Below are 22,601 nucleotides of genomic sequence, written 5' to 3' on the forward strand. Positions count from 1 at the left end.
CCGGAGTCGGATCAGTTTTTAAGGCGGGTGATGCGCATCACGCCGCTGAGGGCCCGTATGCGCTTGATCAATTGTGAGAGGTGCAGGCGGTCGCGGACCCGTACGACCAGTTGGACAACGCTGACACGCCCATCGCGCTCGTCGACACTTATCTTGTCGATACTCGCATCGGCCATGGTGATGCCGGTGGCCAGTTGAGCGATGATGCCGCGCTCGTTGACTAGCTCGACCTTCAATTCCACAGTGAATTCGCCGCTGACGTCCTTGTCCCACGTCAGGTGCAGAGTTTTTTCGTTGCTGTGACGATTCTCGGCCAGGTTGCTGCAGTTCTCCTGGTGGATCACCATACCCTTGCCAGATGACAAGTAGCCAACGATCGGGTCGCCGGGGATAGGATTGCAGCAGCGGGCAAAACTGACGACCAGGCCCTCGGTGCCCCGGATTGCCAGGGGCTTTTCCGCGGTGGACTCGGGCTCTGTGGCAGCCGGCTTTTTGGAAGCTGAGTCTGCAGAATCCACCGTGGGCTCGGTTGCCAGTAACCGACGGCCGACCACATAGGCCATGCGGTTTCCCAGTCCGATATCAGCCAGCAAGTCTTCCATCAGCTCCATCTTGCAGTCCTTGAGTACCTGCTTGATGTTGCTTTCGGGAATCGCCCCCAGGTTGGTATCAAAACTGGCCAGGACCTTGTCCAGGAGACGCTCGCCCAGAGCAATCGACTCGGAATGGCGCTGGTGCTTGAGAAAGTGGCGGATGTTGCTGCGCGCCTTGCCGGTAATCACGAAGCTCAGCCAGGCGGGATTGGGTCTGGCTCCGGGGGCGCGGATGACTTCGACCGTCTGGCCGCTTTCCAGAGGCTCGGACAGGGGCGCCAGGCGTCGATTGACCCTGCAGGCAATGCAACTGTTGCCGACATCAGTGTGCACCGCGTAGGCAAAATCGACCGGTGTAGAGCCCTTGGGCAATTCCATGATGCGACCCTTGGGGGTAAAGATGTAAACCTCGTCAGGGAACAGGTCGATCTTTACGTTCTCGATGAACTCCAGCGAATTGCCGGCATTCTGCTGCAGTTCGAGTACGCCCTTGAGCCATTGACGGGTGCGGGCATGGTGACCGTTGATCACCTCGTCCTTGGACTTGTAGACCCAGTGTGCGGCAATACCATTGTTGGCCATCTCTTCCATTTCCTCGGTACGGATCTGGATCTCGATGGGCACACCATGCATGCCGAAGAGGGTCGTGTGCAGCGACTGGTAACCGTTCGCCTTGGGTATGGCGATATAATCCTTGAAACGTCCCGGGAAGGGCTTGTACAGACTGTGAATCGCACCGAGTACGCGGTAGCAGGTGTCGGGCTTGTCGACGATGATCCGGAAGGCATATACGTCCATGATCTCGTGGAACGCCTTACGCTTGCCGCGCATCTTCTGGTAGATACCGAACAGGTGCTTCTCGCGGCCCATGACCTTGCCGGGCAGGCCCTCGCGCTCCAGGCAGTTCTGCAGGGAGTCGAGAATCTTGTTGAGCAGTTCCTTGCGATTGCCTCGGGCGGCACGCACAGCGCGGTGAATCAGGTCCGAACGCATCGGATGCATGGCCTTGAAGCCCAGATCCTCGAACTCGGTACTCAGACTATGCATACCTAGGCGATTGGCAATCGGCGCATAGATCTCCAGGGTTTCCTTGGCGATCCGCCGGCGTTTTTCCGGGGCCAGGGCGCCGAGGGTGCGCATGTTGTGCAAGCGGTCAGCCAACTTGACCAGGATTACGCGAATGTCGCGGGCCATGGCCAGCGCCATCTTCTGGAAGTTCTCGGCCTGGGCTTCAGCCTTGGTCTCGAAGGTCATTTGCGTGAGTTTGCTGACACCGTCGACCAGTTCGGCTACGGTTTCGCCAAACTGGGTAACCAGAGCGTCCTTGGGTATGCCGGTATCTTCAATCACGTCGTGCAACATGGCGGCCATCAGGCTCTGATGGTCCATGTGCATATCGGCCAGGATGTGGGCTACAGCCAGGGGATGGGTGACGTAGGCTTCACCGCTGCGCCGTGTTTGCCCATCGTGGGCCTGCTCGGCGTAATAATAAGCACGGCGGACCAGATTGATCTGGTCCGGCTCAAGATAGTTCTCCAGGCGCTCGGCGAACGCCTCGATGTCGGTCCCCATGCCGCCTGCGAGGTGCTCCGGCTGAAAACGCTCAGCGGAGGTCTCCACGCCCTTGGCGGGCGTGCGGGTCTGGCCTGACATCGACCGGCCCAAGGAATTACTCCTCCAGGTCGGATTCCATCGAGTACAGCGGCTCCTGCTGATCCTGAATCGCTTCCTGCGCCAGTATCTCGTTGGAAATCAGACCTGCAGCAATCTCCCGCAGTGCGACCACTGTGGGTTTGTCATTTTCCCAGGCAACCTTGGGCTCTTTGCCGCCGGTGGCTAGGAGGCGCGAACGCTTGGTGGCCAGCATGACCAGCTCAAAACGGTTTTCTACATTTTCCAGGCAGTCTTCAACGGTAACGCGGGCCATGGTGTACTCCGGTACGGCTTGACGATCAAAAACGACGGGCGCCCATATTATGAACGCAGGACCACGTAGTGTACTGAATCGGTCAGCACCATGACAAGAACTATGACAGCAGCGCTGTCAACAATCCCTTATGCAGCTCTTCCTGGTGGGCCACGCTCAAGCGAGCGCAGCGCAGAATTGATTTGAGATCGTCCAGGGCGGTATTGAAGTCATCGTTGATGACCAGGTAATCATATTCGACGTAATGGCTGATCTCGTCCACGGCCAGTGCCATGCGCCCCTCAATCACGCTTTCTTCATCCTGCCCGCGGTTGGTCAGGCGCTCACGCAGTGTTGCCCGGGAAGGCGGCAGAATGAATATGGAGCGCGAATCGGGCATTGCCCTGCGGACCTGCTGCGCGCCCTGCCAGTCGATTTCCAGAATAAGGTCGTTCCCCTGCGCCAGGGTTTTCTCTACCGTACTTTGCGAGGTGCCGTACAGATTGCCGAATACCTCGGCGTGCTCGAGAAAGTCGCCCTGGGTCACCTGGGCAAGAAACTGATCGCGACTGGTGAAGTGGTAGTTGACGCCGTCTATTTCCCCCTGGCGCATGGCGCGCGTGGTGTGGGAGACAGATACCCGCAGATTGTCGAGCTGGTCGATCAGGGCCTTGACCAGGCTGGTCTTGCCGGCGCCAGAGGGGGCGGAGACGATATACAGGGTGCCGGTGGCATGAGTCATTGGTCAGGATGTCCTGAAGATTAACGGCTAGAATGGATGCCACGATTATAGGGACATTGAGTCCTGCCGTCATGTTGCGTTGCTGACGGCCCCGAGGAGAAACAGCATGTTTTCGAAGTGGCAGTGGTTGGTTACCCGGATTGCCCACACACTCTGGGTGCGCGCTGCACTGTTTGCTTTGCTGGGTATTGCGGCAGCGCTGATTGCCGCGGCGCTGCAGGGTAGCCTGCCGATCCAGCTGGATCTCAAGCTTGGCGAGAACGCGGTGGGAACCATTCTGGAGATCCTTGCCTCCAGTATGCTTGCGGTAACCACCTTTTCACTCAGTGTCATGGTCATGGCCTATGGAGCAGCGACCAATAATGTGACACCACGGGCAACACGCCTGTTGATGCAGGACACCACCACGCAGAACGTACTGGGTACCTTCATCGGCACCTTCTTGTTCAGTCTCGTGGGCATAACCGCCCTGAGTACCGAAACCTACGATGAGCGTGGCAGGGCGATCCTGTTTCTGGTCACCCTGGTGGTGATCCTGCTGGTGGTGGTGACTATCCTGCGCTGGATTCAGCATTTGTCCCATTTTGGCCGGGTCGGCGATACCACCGGGCGGGTCGAGGCCGTGACGCTGGAGGCGTTGAAAGATCGCGTATGCCACCCGGGTCTGGGTGGCATCCCAATGAAAGCTGCCGACTTCTCGCCTCCGGCCTCCGCTCGCCCGATCCATACGCAATCCACGGGTCTTGTGCAGCACCTGGACATGGTCGAACTGTCTGAACTGGCAGAGGAGAACGATTGGGAAGTCTGGGTGGCGACATTGCCTGGTGCTTTTGTCAGCAGTCCGCGGCCGCTCGCCTGGGTGGCGGGAGCCGAAGGGGATGCGGCAGACGAAAAGATACGCAAGGTATTTACCCTGGGCAACGACAGGTCTTTCGATCAGGATCCGCGGTTCGGTCTGTCCGTGCTCGCGGAAATCGCTTCCCGGGCGCTCTCGCCAGCGGTCAACGATCCTGGCACCGCTATTGATGTGCTGGGCCGTGCGGTGAGAATTCTGTCCTACTATTCGCAACAGAGTATGGGTGAGCGAGAGTGCGCGCCTATTTATTCTCGGATCAAGGTACCCCGGCTCGAGCTGCACGATCTGTTCGACGACATGTTCGCACCTATAGCCAGAGACGGCGCAAGCCTGATCGAAGTACAGCTACGTCTGCAAAAGGGCTTGCTACTACTGGCAGGGCAGGGCCCGGAGCTGGCTATTTGCGCGCATCGCCAGGCTCTGCTGGCATTGAAGCATGCCGAGGCGGGAATGACTCTGGAGGAAGATCGGCAACGTCTGCGCGAACTGGTGGCGGGTTACCAAGGGGGCTGATGGGCCCCTCTGGCGTTATTCTATGTTCTGGACCTGCTCGCGCATCTGCTCGATATAGACCTTCAGATCAACGGCTGCCTGGGTGCTGCGACTGTCAATCGCCTTGGAACCGAGGGTGTTGGCTTCGCGGTTGAATTCCTGCATCAGGAAATCCAGGCGTCGTCCCATGGCCTTGGTGCCAGACAGTATATGACGTGCCTCCGCGACATGGGTGTCGAGCCGGTCGAGCTCCTCGGCAACATCCATTTTCTGCGCCAGTAATACCAGTTCCTGCTCGATGCGGGTGGTGTCCAGTTCCAGGCGGGCCTCGTTGAAGCGATCGATCAGCTTCTGCCGATACGCTGTGAGCAGGCCGGGCATCATCTCACGCAGGCTGGCGACCCTCTCACTTATTGCCTCCAACCGTTCTTCCAGGAGTCTTTTCAGCTCGCTGCCCTCCCGTGCTCTCTGCGTCTTCAGGGCGGTCACCGCGTCCTCGAACAGGGCGCTGGCCTGAGGAATCAACTGGCCGTCGTCCATCTTGCTACCGGCGAGCACGCCGGGCCAGGCGAGCACCTCAAGCGGATTCACCTGGCAGGGGGCGTCCATCTGCTGGCTGATGCGTCGGGCTGCGGTGAGCAGTTGGTCAATTAGCGGCTGGTTGACCTGCAATGTGCTGTCGCTGCCCGCTGACGGATTGAAGCGCAGGGTGACTTCCAGCTTGCCGCGGGCGAATTCCTTGCGCAGACGTTCGCGCAAGGGCCCTTCAAGTGAGCGAAAGCTCTCTGGCAAGCGCAGACTGGGCTCCAGAAAGCGATGATTGACCGAGCGAATTTCCCAGGCGAGGTTGCCCTGATCTGTGCTCAGCTCGCAGCGTGAGAATGCCGTCATGCTGTAAACCATCGGTTGGCCTCCTGGCGCACTAGAATAATTGAAGCCGCATTCTACTCCGGTGGAGACGCAGGTGTCGCCCGCTTGGCTTGACCCGTATAATCCGGGGACACATACCCGCAGTACAAGGATTCCAAGATGAAACGACCCAGTGGCCGCGAAGCCAACCAGATGCGTCAGGTAACACTGACCCGCCATTACACCAAACATGCCGAGGGGTCGGTTCTGGTCGAATTTGGCGATACCAAGGTGATCTGTACCGTGAGTGTCGAGGCTGGCGTGCCACGCTTCCTGCGCGGCTCAGGTCAGGGCTGGATAACCGCCGAATACGGCATGCTGCCGCGTTCAACCGGCTCGCGCATGCAGCGTGAAGCCAGCCGAGGCAAGCAAGGCGGGCGTACCCTCGAGATCCAGCGGCTGATTGGTCGCTCCCTGCGCGCCGCGATTGACCTGAAAAGCCTGGGCGAGAACACCCTGTATATCGATTGCGATGTCATCCAGGCCGACGGTGGCACCCGCACAGCCTCGATCACCGGCGCCTGTGTGGCTCTGGTCGACGCCCTGCGCATCATGAAGCAGCGCGGCGCCATCAAGAAAATGCCTGAAGTGCAGATGATCTCTGCAATCTCCGTGGGTATTTACCAGGGTGAGCCCGTGCTCGATCTGGACTATCTTGAAGACTCTGCCGCGGAAACCGATCTGAACGTCGTGGTCACTGACAAGGGCGGTTTTATCGAGGTGCAGGGCACCGCTGAGGGCTCACCCTTCAGCCCTGACGAACTGAATGCCATGCTGGCGCTCGCCAGGCAGGGCGTTGATCAGTTGTTTGCCATGCAATTGGCGGCGCTGGAAGACTGAGGTCGGCCGATCAGGCTGGCAGGTCCTTTAACGGAACAGGGAGTAGCGCAACATGATTGAACCAACCCAGCCTATCGCAGAGCCGGGCATCCCCGGCCCCGAAGCCCGCAAATGGGCTCTGATTGCTCATCTGTCAGGTTTTCTCGGCTGTCTGATCCCGTTCGGTAGCCTGATCGGCCCACTGCTGGTGTGGCAATTGAAAAAGGATCAGGACGTTTTTATTGATGATCAGGGCAAGGAAGCCATGAACTTCCAGATCAGCGTGGCGCTTGCCTCGCTGCTTTGCGTATTGCTGATGGTCATCGTGATCGGGTTCTTGTTGATCTGGGTAGTCATCATCGGGGCAGTGATTCTGATGATCATTGCGGCGATCAAGGCCAACGAAGGTAAGGCTTACCGGTATCCGTTCTGCTGGCGGATCATTAAGTAGCGGCAAGCGGCAAGCGGCAAGCTACAAGCAACCCACGTGGACGCAGCTTTCGACTTCGTTCTGGCACAGGCTTGATGGGATGCAGGTCCAGGCGCCAAGCTTTATTCCCTTGAAGCTTGAAGCTTGAAGCTTGAAGCTTGCGGCTTAGATGCTCAGCGTCCAGTCGTAATCGATAATCACCGGCGCATGCTGTGAAAAGCGTGCGTCCCGGGGTATACGTGCGTCTCGGACGAAGCGGCGCAGGCCCGGGGTGAGTATCTGATAGTCGAAGCGCAGACCGAGGTTGAGACTCTCCGCCTGTTCGCTATCAGGCCACCAGCTGTACAGCTCGGCTTCGCGGGTGACTTCACGTAAGGCATCCACGTAGCCCAGGTTGCCGAAGATCTCATCCATCCACGCCCGCTCAGGTGCCATGAAGCCGGGCTCGTTCTGGCAGTCGCGCCAGTTCTTCACGTCCAGTTTCAGGTGTGATGTATACAGCGAGCCACAGTAGATGAACTCCCGGCGCTTGCGGCGCTGCTTGTTCAGATAGCCGGTGAAGTCGTTCATGAACTTGAATTTCTGGTTCAGTTCGGCGTCGCCGCCCCGTCCGGAAGGCAGCAGCAGGCAACCAATGCTGACCTTGTCGAAGTCGGCTTGAACGTAGCGGCCGTAGCGGTCGGCCAGTTCGAAGTCCAGGCCCATGATAATCGCCTTCGGGGCTGTACGGGTGTAGATCGCCACGCCGCCCTGACTGGGAACCTCGGCTTCGAAACAATACTGCCAATAGTCGTCCAGCCAGTATTTATCCTGCTCCAGTTCGGGCGCGGTGACCCGGATATCCTGCAGGCAGATCACGTCGGCATCCTGTGTGCGTAACCAGTCGAACAGGCCCCGGGCTGCCGCCGCCTCGATGCCGTTGACGTTCAGACTGATGATTCGCATACATAGCTCCCCCAAAATCGAAAGTGTATGATACCCGAGCCAGCATTTATTTTGTAAAGAAGAGGAACCGGATGCACGAATTTCAGCGCGAGTTCATACGTTTTGCCCTGGACCGCGAGGTTCTGCGTTTTGGTGAGTTTACCCTGAAGTCCGGCCGCAAGAGCCCGTACTTCTTCAATGCCGGTCTATTCAACACCGGATCGGCGCTCAGCCGGCTCGGGCGATTCTATGCGCAGGCTTTCGTGCACAGCTCGGTTGGTGAGGTGGACGTCATATTCGGACCTGCCTACAAGGGCATCCCATTGGCAGCCGTGACAGCGGTGGCGCTTGCTGATAGTTTTGATCGCAATATGCCATACTGCTTCAACCGCAAGGAAGCCAAGGATCACGGCGAAGGCGGGAGTCTGGTTGGCGCTCCGCTCAAAGGACGGGTATTGATCATTGATGATGTGATAACGGCGGGCACAGCTGTGCGCGAGGTCATGCAGATCATCAAGGCAGCGGGTGCCACTCCGGCAGCGGTCATGATCGCGCTGGATCGCCAGGAACGGGGTCAGGGCGAACTGTCTGCCATTCAGGAGGTCGAGCGCGATTTCGACATTCCGGTCGTCAGTATCGTTTCCCTGGAACAGGTTTTGAGCTTCCTCGAAGAGGATGCCGAGTTGCGTCACCATCTGCCGGCGGTAGAAGCCTATCGTGCGGAGTATGGTATCAAGGCGAAGTAGTCCTGACGGATTCGACCTTCGCCAAGTAACCGGAGTTATCGGCTCCAAGCAAGAGTTACCGTTTATGCTTAGGTCGTTTTGTTTGATTGTCGTCGCAACTGTCGGGCTTTCGCTACCGGCACAGGCTCAGTTGTACCGCTATCTGGATGAAAATGGCGTGACTGTTCTCGACAGTCGTGTGCCGGCTGAGTACGTCAAACACGGTTATGAGGTGCTCGATAGTCACGGTCGGGTTGTGGATACAGTAGCTGCGGCGCCCACTCCCAAGGAGTTGGCTGAGGTGCGTGCGGCACGGGCGGAGCAAGAGCGCCAGCTGCAGGAAGATAAAACCCTGTTGCGACTGTACAGCAGTGTGCCGGACCTGAAGCGTGCCAGGGGGCGTCAGCTGGAGCAGATCGAGAATTTGATTGCTGCTACCCGAACCAACATAGCGGTCCTGCAAGGTCAGCGCGAGGAGCTACAAAGTCGCGCAGCCGCCCAGCAGCGTGCCGGTCGTGAGGTGGAGGAGTCGATACTGCTGGAAATCACCCATGTGGATGCCGAGATGGACCGACTGGAGCGTCTGATTGCCGCAAAACAGCAGGAGATCGAAGCTGTTCATGCAACTTTCGAGCAAAGGCGCGCCAGACTCGAGCAACTGCTGAAGCGCTGATCCCCTGCCTCTTTCAGGCGGTTACACCCTCCGGCATCAAGCGTTCAAAAGAGACGACCGCCTCGCGGAATACCTGCGGGATTGGTGAAGGCCGGCGAGTGCTCTGGTCAGCATGTACGTAGACAATTTCCCCGTTGACCAGCAGTTCCTCATCGCGATAGATCCCGATCAGAAACTGCATGCTCGAATTGCCCAGGCGCGCAATGCGTACATGAACGTCGAGCATATCGTCGAAGCGGGCTGGCGAGCGATACTCCAGCAGGGTCTTCACAGCAAAGAAATCACTGCCATTGGCCCCTGTCTCCCCGCTGTAGGTCTGACCCATGGCGCGAAAGTACTCAGTGATGCCCACATCGGCAAAGGTCAGATAGTGTCCGTTGAAAACGATGCCTTGCATGTCGGCCTCGGCCCAGCGAACGCGTAGCGCGTGGCTGAAGCGGAAATCATCCGGTTGCATGGGTTATATGGCTCCCTTGTTGTTGGTAATCAGCGTACCGACACCGGTATCGGTAAAGATTTCCAGCAGAATGGCATTGGGAACCCGCCCGTCCACGATAATCGCGCTGCTCACGCCACCCTGCACTGCATCAAGGGCGCAGCGGATCTTTGGTAGCATGCCGCCATAAATGGTGCCATCAGCAATCAGAGCGTCAACCTGGGCGGTAGTCAGCCCTGTCAATACGTTGCCCGCCTTATCCATCAGCCCGGCTATGTTTGTCAGCAGCATGAGCTTTTCAGCCTGCAGCGCCTCGGCGACTTTGCCGGCTACCAGGTCGGCATTGATATTGTACGAGGCGCCGTCGGCGCCAACGCCTATAGGGGCGATAACCGGGATGTAATCATCGGAGACCAGTCGGTTGATCAGCCGCGTGTTGATCTCGACCACCTCGCCAACATGACCGATATCGATTATTTCCGGCTTGTCGAGCCCCTGGGTGTTCACGCTCACCTTGAGTTTGCGTGCCTTGATCAGCCCTGCGTCCTTGCCGGTGAGGCCGATGGCGCTGCCACCATGCTGATTGATCAGGTTGACGATGTCCTTGTTGACCTGGCCGCCGAGTACCATTTCTACCACATCCATGGTCTGGGTATCAGTCACGCGCATACCGTCGACAAAGCGGCTTTCGATATTGAGCCGCTTGAGCAGGTCACCGATCTGCGGGCCGCCCCCGTGGACGACGACCGGGTTGATGCCAACCGTCTTCATCAGCACGATGTCACGGGCGAAGCTGTTCTTCAGCTCGTCGCTTTCCATCGCGTTTCCGCCGTACTTGATGACAATGGTCTTGCCAGTGAAGCGCTGAATGTAAGGCAGTGCTTCGGTCAATACCCGGGATACCTGGGTGGCAGCGTCGCGACTCAACATGGTGTAGGGCTTCTCCTTGTATAATCAGAATGTCGGTTGCAGATCGCTGGCTACCTGCGCCAGCTGATCGCGGAATAACTGCTGGATTCGCTCCAGCTCGTCGGGCTTGTCAGCTTCAAACCGCAGTACCAGCATAGGTGTGGTGTTGGAGGCACGTATCAACCCCCAGCCATGGGGGAAGTCGACTCTAATCCCATCCAGCGTGGACACGCGCCCAGCACCCCAGTCAGCCTGTTTTTTCAGTGTCTCTATCAACTCGAATTTGCGCTGTTCACCCACCTTGAGGTTGATCTCCGGCGTGACTAACCCGGCGGGGTATTTGCTGAAGATATCTTTCTCGGGATCTTCTTCGGGTGGCTGGATCGAAATCAGCTCCAGAAGTCGGCAGGCGCTGTAAAGGCCATCGTCGAAACCGAACCAGCGCTCCTTGAAGAACAGGTGCCCGCTCATCTCTCCGCCGAGCAAGGCCCCGGTCTCGATCATCTTGGCCTTGATCATGGAGTGCCCTGACTTCCACATGACCGGACGTCCGCCCATGCGGCTGATCAGCGCGGGCAAGCGACGGGTACATTTAACGTCAAAAACGATATCCGCACCGGGGTGACGCGTCACGATATCTTCGGCGAACAGCATCATCAGGCGATCCGGATAGATCATTTCGCCGCTGCGGGTAACCACTCCCAGGCGATCGCCGTCGCCATCAAAGGCAATACCTATGTCAGCTCCGCTGCGCTTGACCTCGGCAATCAGGTCCTGCAGGTTCTCGATATGCCCGGGGTCTGGATGGTGATTGGGGAAGTTGCCGTCCACCTCGCAGTAGAGCGGAATGACTTCGCAGCCCAGATCCTCCAGCAGGCCCTGGGCTACCACGCCTGCAACGCCGTTGCCGCAATCCACTACCACCTTGAGTGATCGCACCAGCACCACGTCCTCGGCTATCTGGCGACGATAGGCGTCCAGCAGTTCCAACTGCTGTCGGCCGCCTGAGCCTTCGCTGAGATCGTTTTCCCGCAGACGCTGGTGCAAGGCCTGGATTCGCTGGTCGGCGAGGGTCTCGCCGGCTATGACGACCTTCAGGCCGTTGTAGTCGGCCGGGTTGTGGCTGCCTGTGAGCATCACGCCGGAGGTGGCCTGTGTTGTGTGGGTCGCGTAGTAGAGCACGGGTGTCGGGACCATACCCAGATCAATTACCTGGCATCCGCTTTCCATGAGGCCGCGGATCAGCTGTTCCACCAGCACCGGGCCGGACAGACGTCCGTCACGGGCCACGGCAACCTTGGCTTCGTTACGGGCGATGCTTTCGCTGCCGATTGCACGGCCCAGCCAATAGACGGTTTCCGCCGTCAGCGTGCGGTCAACCACGCCGCGAATGTCGTAGGCGCGGAAAATTTCAGCTGGAATCTCGGGTATCGCAGAGGTACCACTGGCAGCGTCTGCGGTTCCGAACATGTCATCACCGAGATCGTCCATGTTGTCGACAATATCGATATCGAGAATATCGTTGTCGGATAGGGCTGCTGTTGAAGGTGCTGGTGCTTTTTTACCCGGCCGGGCCTGCACGTCCTCGCGTTCTGGACTGGGCCCCAGTTTACGGCCATGGCCGGAGGCCAGCTGCATGATTTCCTGACCTACCGGAGTCAGCGGTCCGAGTCGCAAGCCGGCCACCTTGTGACCCTGGGCGAGCTGGCTGAGTACCGATGCATCTGATTTGACGTCGGCGCTCCAGCTGCGGTGCAACCACCAGAGTGCGATAAGAATGCCAAAGAGTGCGAGCAACACTGACCCCAGCAGGAGCAGCGGATTGGCCACGCCAGCGACCAGGGCGACGCCCGGCTGAAATTCGATACGCCAGGCAGGATTGTTCGAGGCTAGAGTCACGGTCTCGCCAAATCCGCTGCCAACCTGATACAGCGTTTGTACCGGAGCTCCCGGAAAGTTTTGCACCAGCTTCAACTGACCTGCGTCTTCATGCAGGGGTGGCAGGGCGCTCAGCACACGCTGCAACTCGAAGGCTGCGACCAGTGTGCCGCCAATCGGAGCGTTATCTGAAACGCGCAGTGGAGTCACCACATGCAGTCGCCATTCACCATCCACGGGATGCGCTTCCATGGGTACCGGCATGTTTCGTTCGGCCCTGCGAATCATGTCCAGCACAGCGAAGCTGGGTACTGCCTGCCCGTCTGCGGGGCTTTCCGCCTCACCAACGGCAAAAATGCGCATGGATTGGTTGTCAGCCAGGTAGTAGCGCAGCATGCGTTGCACGCTGGCACTGCCGCCCTGTTGCAGGGCGACCTGAAGTTGCGGGTTGGCAGCCAGCCGGGCCAGGTCGTTGCGCAATTGTGTTGTCGCCTGATTCAGCGCCCCGAGTTGCTGTGTGGCGTAGGCCTGAGCCAGATCGTCGCGGTAGCGGTCATTGTTCTGGGCAAAGACTGCCACCCAGATCAATCCGGCAGCCAGAGCCAAGCCGAGCAAGGCTATCAGCAATGGAACCAGTGTACCTGGTAGCGCCGAGGGGGATTTGGTCGGATCCTTGGTCTTGAATTTCATCACTGCTGCCTCCTTGCCATTAGCGTCAAGTCCTGCTTAACGACTGCCTGTATGACCGAATCCGCCGACACCGCGCAGGCTGCCTTCGAACTCATCCACCACTTCCAGTTGTGCCTGTAGCACCGGCACCAGTACCAACTGCGCAATCCGCTCGCCTGGCTCTATGGTGAAGGGGCGGGCGCTACGGTTCCAGCAGGATACCATTAGCTGGCCCTGATAATCAGAGTCGATAAGACCCACCAGGTTACCCAGGACTATGCCATGTTTATGGCCCATCCCCGAGCGCGGCAGAATCATCGCTGCCAGACCCGGATCGTTGATATGAATGGCCAGACCGGTCGGTAGCAATTCGGTCTGACCGGGCTGCAGGGTCAGTGGCTCCTGGAGCAGAGCTCGCAGATCCAGCCCGGCAGAACCCTCGGTCGCGTAATGGGGCAGCGGCCACTCCTGACCCAGGCGAGGGTCGATTATCTTGGCTTGCAGTGTGTGCATGGTTGTTCTCGTCAGAGTTTTCCGTTCACGGCCTTGTCAGTGGCAAGACGACCGGCTACATGACTGATTATCTGCCGGGCAAGCTTGTTCTTGCTTGCCATGGGCAGGTGCTCCTCATGCAGGCTCCGGTCGATCAGCGTGACCGCGTTGTTATCGCTGTTGAAGCCGATGCCGGGCGCGCTGACATCGTTGGCGATGATCAGGTCCAGATTCTTGCGCTCGAGCTTGTCTGCAGCATACGCCAGTACATCATGGGTCTCGGCTGCGAAGCCGACACACCAGGGGCGCTGCGCATGGCGGGCAATACCGGCCAGAATGTCAGGGTTGGGTATGAGTTCGAGGGTCAGTCCGTTGCTGGACTTCGGGTCTTTTTTCATTTTATGGGTAGCACAATCTGCCGGGCGGTAATCGGCGACCGCTGCAGCGGCAATAAACAGATCGGCTGGCAGTGCAGATTCGCAGGCCGCCTGCATTTCCAGTGCGCTGACCACGTCGATTCGATTGACCCGGGGCGGGGTAGGCAGGTTGACGGGCCCGGCTACCAGAGTCACACGTGCACCGGCTTCGGCTGCCGCTTCGGCCAGGGCAAAGCCCATCTTTCCCGAGCTGTGATTGGAGATGTAGCGTACCGGGTCGATGGCCTCGCGTGTGGGGCCGGCGTTTATCAGTACGTGTCTTCCGGTCAACAGTCCATGCTCGAAGCACCCGCTGGCCAGCAGCGCAATCTCGGTAGGATCAAGCATCCGCCCGGGGCCTACGTCACCGCAGGCCTGTTCGCCGGAATCGGGGCCAAAGATTCGCACGCCACGATCACGTAATTGAGCAAGGTTGGCCTGGGTTGCCTGGTCGCGCCACATTGCCTGGTTCATCGCCGGTGCGAGCGCCAGGGGTGCATCAGAAGCCAGAACCAGGGTAGTCAACAGATCGTCTCCGCGTCCCTGGGCCAGCCGCGCCATCAAGTCGGCGGTGGCCGGCGCAATCAACACCAGATCGGCCCAGCGGGCCAGTTCGATGTGCCCCATCGCTGCTTCAGCGGCGGGGTCGAGCAGGTCACCGTGAACCGGGTGCCCGGAAAGGGCCTGCAGTGTGAGTGGGGTAATAAACTCCCGGGCTGCGTTGGTCATTACTACCCGGACTTCTGCTCCTGCATCGCGCAGGCGGCGTACCAGCTCTGCGCTTTTATAGGCGGCAATGCCGCCGCTGACGCCCAGAAGGACTCTCTTGTTCACCAACCGCTGCATGCTGACTCCCGACAACTGCGCCCGGGGCGCTGTGTGTGCAAAACCCGATTAAAATAACATAGCATGGCCATGGTGCCTTCTGCCTCGACCACCGTGTTTGAAGCTTCTATACTAGCCGGCCATATTACACCGCACGAACAGGAAGTACGTGCGCTAACGCAGGGATTTGCGCATGCCCATCACCGACTGGCCGGAGGCTGAACGCCCCCGGGAAAAACTGCTCAAACAGGGTGCCGCGGCACTCTCTGATGCTGAACTCCTGGCCATATTCCTGCGCACCGGCTTGCCGGGCATCAGCGCAGTGGATCTGGCCCGGCAGTTACTGAGCGCCTTCGGGAGTCTGCGCGCGTTGCTGCAGGCCGAACAGGTTGAATTCTGTCTGCATGCCGGCCTTGGTCCTGCCAAGTACGCGCAGCTGCAGGCGGTCATGGAAATGGGCCGACGGCATCTGTTCGAGGATCTCAAGCGCGGTACCGCGCTGACCTCTCCCGGCGCCGTTCGGCACTATCTGCGCAGTCGCATGGCGCATCTGCCCCACGAAGTCTTTGCCTGCCTGTTTCTGGACAACCAGCACAGGGTCATTACCTTCGAGGAGTTGTTCCGTGGCACCCTTGACAGCGCCAGCGTGTATCCCAGAGAAGTGGTCAAGCGTGCTTTGGCATGCAACGCTGCCGCATTGATTCTTACCCACAACCATCCGTCGGGTGTCGCCGAGCCGAGTCAGGCGGATCAGATGCTTACCCGACGTCTGAAAGAGGCGCTGGCGCTCGTGGATATCCGCGTTCTTGACCACTTGGTTGTAGGGGACGGCGAGCCGGTTTCATTCGCCGAGCGGGGGCTGCTCTAAGTAACCGGAAATTAAAAGTCGTTGCTTGCCGGAGCGTGTTTTGGTATAAAGCTCCGCTCTTCTCGGGGCTGCGCCTGTACGGATTCGTTTGTCAGGTCTGCACGATGCTCGCCCCGGCTGGAAAACAAATTATTTTATGGCTTCCAACCAGTTCGGGTTGGGCAAGTGGTTGGAGAGGGTTAACCATGTCTCGAGTATGTCAGGTGACCGGTAAAGGTCCAGTGACTGGGAACAACGTTTCCCACGCTAACAACAGAACCAAACGTCGTTTTCTGCCTAACCTGCAGCACCATCGCTTCTGGGTTGAGTCAGAGAAGCGTTTTGTACGTCTTCGTACGTCCACCAAGGGCATGCGTATCATCGACAAGCGCGGTATCGATGTTGTGCTTGCCGAAATGCGCGGTCGTGGCGAAAAAGTCTAAGGAGCAGTCCCATGCGTGAATTGATTCGTTTGGTTTCTTCTGCCGGTACTGGTCACTTTTACACTACCGACAAGAATAAGCGTACTACTCCCGATAAGATCGAAATCAAGAAATTCGATCCGGTGATTCGCAAGCACGTGAACTACAAGGAAGCCAAGATCAAGTAAGGTCTGGCTTGCAACAAAAAACCCGCTTCGGCGGGTTTTTTGTTGTCTGCATTCCGGCTGGTATCTATTCGCCGCCAACCGCAAAGTTCGGCAGGCTGTCGACCGGCTGGGTGAAGGCGAATGGAATGGAGATCGTATCCAGCCCCACATTCTTCTGAACAACGAAGTGCAGGTGCGGACCGGTGCTGTTGCCGGTGTTCCCGGACTTGGCCAGCAGGGTGCCGGTGCGCACCCGCTGACCTTCGCCTACAACGACTGAGCGGTGCTTGAGGTGCAAGTAGACACTCATGGTGCCGTCGTCATGCAGCACCCTGACAAAGTTTCCCGACGGATGAGTGCCGCGGCCGTTCTGATTGTTCTCGATCTTGACCACCACACCGGGCCTGGCTGCCAGGATAGGCGTACCCTCTGGCATGGCCACGTCGATAGCGTGCCGTCCCTTCGGTCCGGTATGGCTATAGCGGCCCCCAGGGCCCTGCGTGACGCGGAATGGTCCGCCCTCCCAGGGCAATGGGTAATCCACCAGGGCATGCTTGGCGCGTGGATCTCCCAGGGCATGACGCAGTTTGTAGCTGTAACTGGGCGCACCGTTGCCTGTGGGGGAGAGCGTAAGCAGGCGAATGGTCTCGCGGGGCTGCAGAACCCAGCGCACCGGTTTTTCCGGCACGCCAACAAGATTGCGTGCGGATTCGATACTCAGTTCCACTTCCACCGGAGCATACAATTCATTGTGCACTATGAGAGTTTCGCCACCGGGATGCTTCTGGGTTGTGACATACACCTGCTTGTCGAAGGTTTCGACCATGGTGTCGGTAAAGACAAATACCTGTGCGCCCTTGACCTTCTGGTCGGTGTAGGTCACTACACCGTTGGCATCCGTGTATTTATAAATGGTGGAGGCAGACAGAATCGGGCTCGCCAACAACAGCGTCAGACCCAGCAAAAAGGTTCGCATCCTTTGCAACCCCTATGGTGAATTTTTGATCGATTCACAATCCTACCCGGATGTGTCGGTTCTGGCGAGCCGCACATCCGGGTTAGGTTCACTGCGGCGTCAATGTACCAGCGGCGCGGGTTGCAGCGAGTAGGTACGCAGGGTTGCAGCAAAATCCTGCAATGCCTTGATGCCGCTGGCCTCAGCCTGGCTGCACCATTCCCGCAGGGCATGCAGCATGTCGTGGCCGTTGGCACTGGTTCGGGTCCAGATCTGCTGCAGCGCCAACCGTTTCTCGTAAATGATGCGCAGGCGCTGGCTGTGCTCAAGTACTTGCTGCAGGTTCTTCTCGTTATGGCTGTCCAACAGGCTGGTTTCACGACTGAGCAAGCGTTTGGCGCGGCGAAACAGATGCCGCACCGAATCATCCACCCGGTGCATCTCCTGGGCGACCAGAGGTTTTATCACCAGCTTGCGATATTGCGCCATGATCTGAAAGCGATTGTTCAGCACTGCCATGGCGGTATCCATGTCCAGCGTCTGCTTGTCTTCAATCCGGTGGGCGATAGGTGCTGTGCGGCGCACCTTGGCCAGGCCCAGCAGGCTGAACAGACGTATCCACATCCAGCCCATGTCGAACTCCCATTTCTTTACCGACAACTTGGCTGAATTGGGATAGGTGTGGTGATTGTTATGCAGCTCTTCTCCGCCGATCAGAATACCCCAGGGCAGTATATTGGTAGCAGCGTCGCGGCATTCAAAGTTGCGATAACCCACCGCGTGACCCAGGCCATTGACCACGCCGGCGGCAAATACCGGAATCCACATCATCTGGACTGCCCACACTGTCATGCCCAGTACGCCGAACAATGCGAGATCAATCAGTGCCATCAAGGTCACGCCGCCGATCGGGTAGCGCGAGTAGAGGTTACGCTCCATCCAGTCATCCGGACAGTTCTTGCCGTAGATACGCAGGGTCTCCTCATTCCGGGCCTCGGCCATATATAGCTCGGCGCCCTTGCGCAGCACGGTGGAAAGGCCCTTGTGAACGGGGCTGTGGGGGTCATCCGGCGTTTCGCATTTGGCGTGATGCTTGCGGTGAATCGCGGTCCACTCGCGGGTGTTCATGCCGGTTGTGAGCCATAACCAGAAACGGAAAAAGTGTTTCAAGGCGGGGTGCAGCTCGAGCGCACGATGGGCCGAATAACGATGCAGATAGACAGTCACGCTGACGATGGTGATATGCGTCAGCAGGAGAATCACAGCCAGGATCTGCCAGCCGGATAATTGAAGTAAACCTTGGTACCACATGGATCGTTTGCACCTCTGTAATGAAACTTGAAGACAGGCTCGGCGGGTAACCGGTCCCTGATTATGGACCAGCATTGCCGGGAATAACACGACCACCAGTCACTTCGACCTTACAGGCCCATGGTCTGGCCTATCTGGTCACGAGCAGGTGTTTTCGGGTAAGGGCAGTGTGTAACTTGAGTTGTACAATTGAGACTATCCTGTATAAGTCATGTATTACTAATAGGGCAACCCACATAACGATCCTTTGGAGGATTTCATGTTTGCATTTACTCAGAACTTCACTCGCAGTGCCCGACATCTCATGCTGGCCGTCCTCGGCGCCGGGATGCTTGCAACTGTCCCAGCCCATGCCGATCATCATTCCGGTATGGCCAAAAAAGACATCGTCGACACAGCCGTCGAAGCAGGCAGCTTCACCACGCTGGTTGCAGCAGTACAGGCAGCAGGCCTGGTCGATACCCTGAAGGGTGAAGGTCCCTTCACTGTATTCGCACCTACCGACGAAGCCTTTGCCAAGATTCCAGCTGCAGATCTTGACGCACTGCTTGCCGACAAGGAAAAGCTGACGGCAGTCCTCACCTATCACGTGGTACCGGGTAAGGTAATGGCTGCAGACGTGGCCGGGCTTACCAGTGCTGAAACTGTGCAAGGTAGTGAGTTGAAGATTGATACCAGCAATGGCGTTATGGTCGACTCTGCCACTGTCGTCAAGACTGATATAAAAGCCAGCAATGGTGTGATCCATGTGATCGATTCGGTGCTAATGCCGGGCATGTAATCTGTTGTCAGGGCAGCAGGAGGCAGACTTCGGTCTGCCTTTTTTATGACTGCACCATACCTTTGTCTAGCCATCCGGTTGCCGCATTTCTTGATCCGTATCAAAACGTTATCCGTTACAGACCCTAGAATGACCGCCCTTGTCATACTTGCGGGAGCGGGTAATGCAGCTACAGCGTCAACTTCCGCTGCGCTATAAATTCTGGGCGGTCAATGGCGTGGCTTTTTTCAGCATTCTGGTGCTGGTGATCGTTGCCATGATTCTCGAGCAGCGCAGCGTCAATCAAACCCGCCAGCAACAGGCTCACAGTCTGCTGCAACTATGGCATGGAGAGTCCGCCTTACACTTGGAAGGTCCGCTGCAACCGCTGATTTTGCGTCCCGATGCCATGGCGGGTGTCGAACGCGAGCTGCTCGACGCCGCTGGCCCGGAAACACGCTGGGTAGAGCTGGGCGGTTTCACGCTGTGGGGTATTGAGCGTCCTGTGGGTGCCTGGGTTCTGGGGAGGGCCGATCCGGGTGCGCTTGCCGTCCTGGTTAGCGGCAAATCCTTCCAGCAGATATTCCTCGAGCGAGCGCCGATCTATGCTCTCGCCGTCCTGGTATTGATGCTCGTCGTTCTGACGGGCTCGCAGCTACTGATCAGATTCGTCGATACCTATCAGAACCGTTTACGCACCCTGGCGCACTTCGATCCGCTGACCGGGTTGCCGAACAGGGTGTTGGCGCGTGACCGCCTTGAACATGCCAAGGACCGGATTGATCGCCGGGGCGGCTGGTTGGCCGTCCTTTTCATCGATCTGGATAGGTTCAAGACGCTCAATGACAGCTACGGCCATGATTTTGGTGATCTGGTTCTGCAAGGCGTTGCCCAGCGCCTGCAGGAACGTTGCCGTAGCGAAGATACCCTGGCGCGCCTGGGAGGCGACGAGTTTCTTATGATTCTCGAGCAGTTGCCCAGTCCCGGCGCAGCCAGTCAGGTGGCACGAGGCCTGCTCGATTCATTGAAGGTTCCGCTGCTACTCGATGAGGCTCGCGAGCTGTACGTCGGCGCAAGCATCGGTATCGCGCTCTATCCCAAGGACGGCAGCAATGCCCATGAGCTCATTCGCAATGCTGATGCGGCCATGTACAGGGCAAAGGCTCAGGGCCGCAATACCTATAGTCACTATCTGCCCTGTCTAACAGAGGAGGCAAGGGCTCGCTTCGAGCTGGAGCGTTCCCTGCGCGGCGCTCTGCAAAATGATGAGCTCAGGCTGCACTATCAACCCCTGGTCGATCTGGCCAGTGGTCGGTGTATCGGCGCCGAAGCATTGCTGCGCTGGCAAAGCGCCGAGCATGGCACTGTGGGTCCGGATCGCTTTATTCCGCTGGCGGAGGAGAGCGGGCAGATCGTTGCTCTCGGGACCTGGGTTCTGCACCAGGCTTGTCAACAGGCGAGCCAGTGGCGGCGCGAAGGGGTCCTGCTCGATACGATCGCGGTTAACCTGTCGCCTATCCAGTTCATGCAGCGCAATATCGTGCAGATTGTTCGCGATGCGCTGGATATCAGCGGTTTGCCTGCAGCATGCCTGGAACTGGAAATCACCGAGGGAGCTCTGATGCAGCATATTGCCCAGGCGGAAGAGACGCTCAAAGCGCTGAGGACGCTGGGCGTACGCATCTCCGTGGACGACTTCGGAACGGGCTACTCCTCACTGGCGTACCTGCGTCGTTTTGCGCTGGACAAACTGAAGATCGACAAGAGCTTTCTGGCTGGTTTGCCCGAGGACCCCAGTGACAGTCAGCTGGTTCAGACCATTATCGCGCTGGCCAGAAACATGCAGTTGTCGGTGCTCGCCGAGGGAGTAGAAACCGGGGATCAGGAGGTCTGGCTGCGGCAGCATGGCTGTGACCAGTGCCAAGGCTACCTGCTGGGTCGGCCCATGGCGGCTGCAGCATTCAGTGATCATTGGCAGGCACAGCAGCGTGGCTGAGCGATCCGGAGTCGCTCTGGCACCCATCCTGTTTCAGGTTCTTGTCATGTTTTGGTCAGCAGGTTCTCCTCATCGGAGGACCGTAGCTCAGCAGCCACCTGACGATCGATAGTGTTATCAGCAGCCACATCCTCCGCTCTGGTAGGTGTTACCAGGGCAGGCTTTTGCTGAGCTGCTTCTGGGGGCCGGTCAGAGGGCTCCGTCGACCGCTCTATGGCCGACGGGTTGCGCAGGTGTATGCGGTAGATTGGCTCGGGCATTTCGATGCCGGCCTTGTCATACGCCGCCTTGATCTGGCGAATGGCTTCACTGCGGGCCTTGAGAAAGTCACTGTCGTGTTGATTGATCCAGGCCAGAAAACGCAGCTGTACGGTGCTGTCGCCCAGTTCCGCTACCAGTACCTGGGGCCCGGGATCGGCAAGAATGCCGGTCATGGCTTGCAGGGTTTCGATACCCAACTGGCGGGCCTGCTGCAGGTCGAGATCAACCGATACGCCGACTACGAACTCCAGCCTGCGTAGCGGATTGCGCGTGAAGTTGGTCATGGCCGAGGTGATGATCATACTGTTGGGAATCCGCAGATGGTTGCCGTCGCGGGTCATCAATACCGTGTCGCGGGAGGTCAGCCTCACTACTGTCCCGGTGAAGGTACCTACCTCGATAACGTCGCCCACATCGAATGGGTTGCGTGCACTGAGAAGCACCCCGGCAAGATAGTTTTCAACGATATTGCGGAAGGCAAAGCCGACAGCGATACCTGCAACGCCGGCGACACCCAGCATGGCACCTACCAGCGCGGTGGCGTCGAGTATTTCCAGGGCAATCAAGATGCCAAGGCCGGTGATGGCCAGCCGTACAATTCGTTTGCCCAGATTGGAAGCCAGTTCGGACAAGCCGATTCGCCGTAACCAGGCGCCCCGCGAGCCAGCCCAGCGGCCGAGCAACCAGAAAGCGACAACCACCACCAGCGCAACCAGTACGACTGGCAGCATCTGCACCGCTGCAGCGCCCATCTCCTGGAACTTACGGGTAGCCGGGCGCACGCGGGCGGACACATCGGTTTCCTCGGTGAGTCGACTCTGTACATGGATCACGCCCTCGACTCGATTGGCGATCCCTTCCAGTTCACGGGCAGAGCGTGCATTGGGTACATTGCCCTTGAGCGTGACTACACCCTGCTCGACGCCCACCTCTATTGCTGCGCCGCCGTCGAGTGCCGCCAATACCGCCTGTAACCGTTCGCGAATGGCCGTGTCACTGGGCACATCGGTGACCTGAATGATTGCCGCGGTCTCGGCGCTATCCTGCGCCAGCGCCTGATTAACCGAGCCTGGTAGCCACAGAAATAAACACAGGATTGCGTAAACAAGCGGTTTGACCATCGGATGTTCCTTGCTCTGAGCCTTGTGGGTGTATCGACTCCGTGTGGCCGGGAGTAGTTCATGCGGC

Annotated in this window: 23 protein-coding genes; 10 read left to right on the plus strand and 13 right to left on the minus strand. The window is 58.4% G+C overall.

The genetic code is table 11. From position 1 onward, the window contains the following. Nucleotides 1-11: 11 nt before the first annotated feature. From spoT to gmk, 3 genes are all read right to left on the minus strand, one after another. Nucleotides 12-2,165, minus strand: a complete 2,154-nt coding sequence (gene spoT / locus IEV54_RS06550; RefSeq protein ID WP_150276730.1) for a bifunctional GTP diphosphokinase/guanosine-3',5'-bis pyrophosphate 3'-pyrophosphohydrolase — start codon at nucleotides 2,163-2,165, stop codon at nucleotides 12-14. Between the two features lie 97 nt (nucleotides 2,166-2,262). Beyond that, entirely contained in the window at nucleotides 2,263-2,520 is a 258-nt protein-coding gene (gene rpoZ, locus IEV54_RS06555) for a DNA-directed RNA polymerase subunit omega (RefSeq protein WP_150276523.1), read from the minus strand. A gap of 100 nt (nucleotides 2,521-2,620) precedes the next feature. Continuing rightward, nucleotides 2,621-3,241 carry a guanylate kinase gene (gene gmk / locus IEV54_RS06560; protein ID WP_150276524.1) on the minus strand — a complete coding sequence of 207 codons (621 nt, stop codon included), beginning with the start codon at nucleotides 3,239-3,241 and terminating at the stop codon, nucleotides 2,621-2,623. A 106-nt stretch (nucleotides 3,242-3,347) separates the two neighbouring features. On the opposite strand from gmk, the gene IEV54_RS06565 reads away from it, so the two are divergent. Next, the gene (locus IEV54_RS06565; RefSeq protein ID WP_150276525.1) at nucleotides 3,348-4,610 is read left to right on the plus strand and encodes a DUF2254 domain-containing protein; all 1,263 of its coding nucleotides are present in this window, start codon (nucleotides 3,348-3,350) and stop codon (nucleotides 4,608-4,610) included. 15 nt (nucleotides 4,611-4,625) lie between these two features. Here the strand turns inward: IEV54_RS06565 and IEV54_RS06570 are convergent, their stop codons facing one another. Then, nucleotides 4,626-5,492: a YicC/YloC family endoribonuclease gene (locus tag IEV54_RS06570; protein ID WP_150276526.1), complete on the minus strand. Its 867-nt coding sequence runs from the start codon at nucleotides 5,490-5,492 to the stop codon at nucleotides 4,626-4,628. Nucleotides 5,493-5,618: 126 nt separating this feature from the next. Here IEV54_RS06570 and rph point away from each other — a divergent pair, with 126 nt between their 5' ends. Together rph and IEV54_RS06580 are read left to right on the plus strand one after the other, a co-directional pair. Beyond that, nucleotides 5,619-6,338 carry a ribonuclease PH gene (gene rph, locus IEV54_RS06575; protein WP_150276527.1) on the plus strand — a complete coding sequence of 240 codons (720 nt, stop codon included), beginning with the start codon at nucleotides 5,619-5,621 and terminating at the stop codon, nucleotides 6,336-6,338. A gap of 52 nt (nucleotides 6,339-6,390) precedes the next feature. After that, a complete protein-coding gene (locus IEV54_RS06580) occupies nucleotides 6,391-6,768 on the plus strand; it encodes a DUF4870 domain-containing protein (protein ID WP_150276528.1) in 378 nt (125 codons plus the stop codon). Nucleotides 6,769-6,912: 144 nt separating this feature from the next. Here the strand turns inward: IEV54_RS06580 and IEV54_RS06585 are convergent, their stop codons facing one another. Then, entirely contained in the window at nucleotides 6,913-7,692 is a 780-nt protein-coding gene (locus IEV54_RS06585) for an exodeoxyribonuclease III (RefSeq protein ID WP_150276529.1), read from the minus strand. A 71-nt stretch (nucleotides 7,693-7,763) separates the two neighbouring features. On the opposite strand from IEV54_RS06585, the gene pyrE reads away from it, so the two are divergent. Together pyrE and IEV54_RS06595 are read left to right on the plus strand one after the other, a co-directional pair. Then, complete coding sequence (pyrE, locus tag IEV54_RS06590; protein ID WP_150276530.1) at nucleotides 7,764-8,417, plus strand: orotate phosphoribosyltransferase; 654 nt, start codon at nucleotides 7,764-7,766, stop codon at nucleotides 8,415-8,417. Nucleotides 8,418-8,481: 64 nt separating this feature from the next. Then, nucleotides 8,482-9,069 carry a DUF4124 domain-containing protein gene (locus IEV54_RS06595; RefSeq protein WP_188434348.1) on the plus strand — a complete coding sequence of 196 codons (588 nt, stop codon included), beginning with the start codon at nucleotides 8,482-8,484 and terminating at the stop codon, nucleotides 9,067-9,069. 13 nt (nucleotides 9,070-9,082) lie between these two features. Here IEV54_RS06595 and IEV54_RS06600 read toward each other — a convergent pair whose 3' ends face one another. Genes IEV54_RS06600 through coaBC form a run of 5 tightly spaced genes read right to left on the minus strand, consistent with a single transcriptional unit; the run spans nucleotide 9,083 to nucleotide 14,715 of the window. After that, nucleotides 9,083-9,526 (minus strand): acyl-CoA thioesterase, encoded by a 444-nt coding sequence (locus IEV54_RS06600; protein WP_150276532.1) that lies wholly within the window; start codon nucleotides 9,524-9,526, stop codon nucleotides 9,083-9,085. A 3-nt stretch (nucleotides 9,527-9,529) separates the two neighbouring features. Next, entirely contained in the window at nucleotides 9,530-10,435 is a 906-nt protein-coding gene (gene argB, locus IEV54_RS06605) for an acetylglutamate kinase (RefSeq protein ID WP_150276533.1), read from the minus strand. A gap of 24 nt (nucleotides 10,436-10,459) precedes the next feature. Further along, nucleotides 10,460-12,982 (minus strand): phosphomannomutase/phosphoglucomutase, encoded by a 2,523-nt coding sequence (locus tag IEV54_RS17465; RefSeq protein WP_150276534.1) that lies wholly within the window; start codon nucleotides 12,980-12,982, stop codon nucleotides 10,460-10,462. A gap of 36 nt (nucleotides 12,983-13,018) precedes the next feature. Then, nucleotides 13,019-13,474, minus strand: a complete 456-nt coding sequence (gene dut, locus IEV54_RS06615; protein ID WP_150276535.1) for a dUTP diphosphatase — start codon at nucleotides 13,472-13,474, stop codon at nucleotides 13,019-13,021. Nucleotides 13,475-13,485: 11 nt separating this feature from the next. Continuing rightward, on the minus strand, nucleotides 13,486-14,715 hold the full coding sequence (gene coaBC / locus IEV54_RS06620; RefSeq protein ID WP_150276536.1) for a bifunctional phosphopantothenoylcysteine decarboxylase/phosphopantothenate--cysteine ligase CoaBC: 1,230 nt from the start codon (nucleotides 14,713-14,715) through the stop codon (nucleotides 13,486-13,488). Between the two features lie 172 nt (nucleotides 14,716-14,887). Here coaBC and radC point away from each other — a divergent pair, with 172 nt between their 5' ends. The 3 genes from radC (at nucleotide 14,888) to rpmG (ending at nucleotide 16,151) form a co-directional block, all read left to right on the plus strand. Next, complete coding sequence (radC, locus tag IEV54_RS06625) at nucleotides 14,888-15,562, plus strand: RadC family protein (RefSeq protein ID WP_150276537.1); 675 nt, start codon at nucleotides 14,888-14,890, stop codon at nucleotides 15,560-15,562. Between the two features lie 185 nt (nucleotides 15,563-15,747). Then, nucleotides 15,748-15,984 carry a 50S ribosomal protein L28 gene (gene rpmB, locus IEV54_RS06630; protein ID WP_150276538.1) on the plus strand — a complete coding sequence of 79 codons (237 nt, stop codon included), beginning with the start codon at nucleotides 15,748-15,750 and terminating at the stop codon, nucleotides 15,982-15,984. 11 nt (nucleotides 15,985-15,995) lie between these two features. Then, the gene (gene rpmG / locus IEV54_RS06635) at nucleotides 15,996-16,151 is read left to right on the plus strand and encodes a 50S ribosomal protein L33 (protein ID WP_150276539.1); all 156 of its coding nucleotides are present in this window, start codon (nucleotides 15,996-15,998) and stop codon (nucleotides 16,149-16,151) included. 64 nt (nucleotides 16,152-16,215) lie between these two features. On the opposite strand, the gene IEV54_RS06640 is transcribed toward rpmG, so the two are convergent. Both IEV54_RS06640 and desA read right to left on the minus strand, forming a co-directional pair. Further along, nucleotides 16,216-17,094 carry a peptidoglycan DD-metalloendopeptidase family protein gene (locus tag IEV54_RS06640; RefSeq protein WP_373286430.1) on the minus strand — a complete coding sequence of 293 codons (879 nt, stop codon included), beginning with the start codon at nucleotides 17,092-17,094 and terminating at the stop codon, nucleotides 16,216-16,218. A 111-nt stretch (nucleotides 17,095-17,205) separates the two neighbouring features. Further along, entirely contained in the window at nucleotides 17,206-18,396 is a 1,191-nt protein-coding gene (desA, locus tag IEV54_RS06645; RefSeq protein WP_150276541.1) for a delta-9 fatty acid desaturase DesA, read from the minus strand. 259 nt (nucleotides 18,397-18,655) lie between these two features. On the opposite strand from desA, the gene IEV54_RS06650 reads away from it, so the two are divergent. Next, the gene (locus IEV54_RS06650) at nucleotides 18,656-19,177 is read left to right on the plus strand and encodes a fasciclin domain-containing protein (protein ID WP_223825360.1); all 522 of its coding nucleotides are present in this window, start codon (nucleotides 18,656-18,658) and stop codon (nucleotides 19,175-19,177) included. A 163-nt stretch (nucleotides 19,178-19,340) separates the two neighbouring features. Further along, the gene (locus IEV54_RS06655; RefSeq protein ID WP_150276542.1) at nucleotides 19,341-21,152 is read left to right on the plus strand and encodes a putative bifunctional diguanylate cyclase/phosphodiesterase; all 1,812 of its coding nucleotides are present in this window, start codon (nucleotides 19,341-19,343) and stop codon (nucleotides 21,150-21,152) included. 44 nt (nucleotides 21,153-21,196) lie between these two features. On the opposite strand, the gene IEV54_RS06660 is transcribed toward IEV54_RS06655, so the two are convergent. After that, entirely contained in the window at nucleotides 21,197-22,534 is a 1,338-nt protein-coding gene (locus tag IEV54_RS06660; RefSeq protein WP_150276543.1) for a mechanosensitive ion channel family protein, read from the minus strand. Nucleotides 22,535-22,601: the final 67 nt, after the last annotated feature.

Origin of the sequence: Halopseudomonas salina, from assembly GCF_014637955.1 — a bacterium.
Taxonomy (GTDB): domain Bacteria; phylum Pseudomonadota; class Gammaproteobacteria; order Pseudomonadales; family Pseudomonadaceae; genus Halopseudomonas; species Halopseudomonas salina.